General features: G+C 73.7%; 2 protein-coding genes. Both read left to right on the forward strand.

The genetic code is table 11. The features are described from left to right. Window positions 1-120 precede the first annotated feature (120 nt). Complete coding sequence (locus ACWGL3_RS32150) at window positions 121-705, forward strand: putative glycolipid-binding domain-containing protein (RefSeq protein WP_267947139.1); 585 nt, start codon at window positions 121-123, stop codon at window positions 703-705. Window positions 706-867: 162 nt separating this feature from the next. After that, complete coding sequence (nadE, locus tag ACWGL3_RS32155) at window positions 868-1,704, forward strand: ammonia-dependent NAD(+) synthetase (protein WP_267947138.1); 837 nt, start codon at window positions 868-870, stop codon at window positions 1,702-1,704. Window positions 1,705-1,781: the final 77 nt, after the last annotated feature.

Here is a 1,781-nt window from a genome sequence, read left to right on the forward strand (position 1 = left end):
GTCGAGCAGTAGCTCGACGGGGAGAAGCGCTCAGGAACCCGAATCGACCAACAGCGTCCGGGAGCGGTGCGGGCCCGCCCTGCCTGGCGCACCGGACCCGGAGAGCGGTAGAACGGTGACATGTCGTCACCGACGGAACATCCAGCCGCATGGGCTCGGACCGACGTCCCCGAGGGGCTCGGTCTGGGCACACTCCTCCCCGAGCCCGACGGCTACCGCCTGGAGGCGGGGGAGACCGTGGTCGAGGGCGAGGAGCGGTTCTTCACCCGCTTCACCGTCCGCACCGACCTCGCCTGGGCGACCCGGGAGGTGCGCACCGAGGTCGTGAGCAGCCGGGGCACGGCCGCGGTCGCCCTCGCCGCCCAGGGCGGCCACTGGTTCGACGACAAGGGGAACCCCCTCCCCGGCCTGGTCGGCTGCCTGGACGTGGACGTCGCCGCCACACCGCTGACCAACACCCTCCCGATCCGCAGGCTGGGCCTGCGGCCCGGCGAGTACCGGGACATCCAGGTCGTCTGGATCGACATCCCCTCCCTGCGTGTGCGCCGGGTCCGGCAGCGCTACACGCGCCACGCGGCCGAGGGGGGACTGGAGCGCTACACCTACCGGGACCCCCTGCACGGCGAGTACCGCCTCTCGGTGGACGGGCACGGCGTGGTGGTCGACTACGAGCGCTTCGCCCGGCGGCTGCGCGCGGACGACTGAGCCCGCGCGGCTCCCGCAGGCCCTCCCCGCCCCGGTCCTCCGCCGCGATCGCGGCGGCCCGGGGCCGGTTCCTTCCGCGGTCGGCGAGGCCCCGGCTGCGCGGCCCGCCGCCCCGCGCGCGATAATCGGCGGGAACACGCACGAGACCCACGGGGGAGAGCTGTGACCGACATCGAGCTGAGCCGGGCCCGCCGCGAGATCATCCTCGACCTGGACGTGCCCGAGGACTTCGACGTGCGCGCCGAGATCGAACGGCGCGTGACCTTCCTCTCCGAACTGCTGGCCACCACCGGCGCCACCGCCCTCGTCCTGGGCATCAGCGGCGGCGTCGACTCGCTGACGGCCGGTCTTCTGTGCCGCCTGGCCGTGGACCGTGCTCGGGAGGCCGGGCACACCGCCGAGTACGTCGCCATGCGCCTCCCCTACGGCGCGCAGAAGGACGAGGAGGACGCCGCGCGCGCCGTCGACCTCACCGCGCCGGACCGCTGCCTCACCGTGGACGTCAAGCCCGCCAGCGACGCCATGGCGGCCTCCCTCGCCGAGTCCGGGCTCGCCTACACCGAGGCCTCCGAGGACTTCGTCCTGGGCAACGTCAAGGCAAGGCAGAGGATGATCGCCCAGTATGCCGTCGCCGGCGGCCTGCGCGGCCTGGTGATCGGCACCGACCACGCGGCCGAGGCCGTCACGGGGTTCTTCACCAAGTACGGCGACGGCGGCGTGGACGTCGTCCCGCTGACCGGTCTGACCAAGCGCCGGGTGCGCGCGGTCGCCGCGGAGCTCGGCGCCCCGGACGACCTGGTGTCGAAGGTCCCCACCGCCGACCTGGAGACCCTGTCGCCGCAGAAGCCGGACGAGGAGGCGCTCGGTCTGACCTACGACCAGATCGACGACTTCCTGGAGGGGCTGCCGGTGCCCGAGCACGTGGAGACCACGCTGGTCGACCGGTACCGCGCCACCGCACACAAGCGCGCGCTGCCCACCGCTCCCCAGGGGCGCTGACCACGGAGGTCGGTGACACCCGCCCCTCCCGTCGCAGGCGAAGAGGGCCTCCGGCGCCGGTGTGGACGTCGCCGTCC

This window comes from Nocardiopsis sp. NPDC055824 (genome assembly GCF_053616335.1).

Coding starts and splice junctions, on each gene's coding strand:
- ACWGL3_RS32150 (WP_267947139.1), top strand. CDS start 121: ATGTCGTCACCGACGGAACATCCAGCCGCATGGGCTCGGACCGACGTC.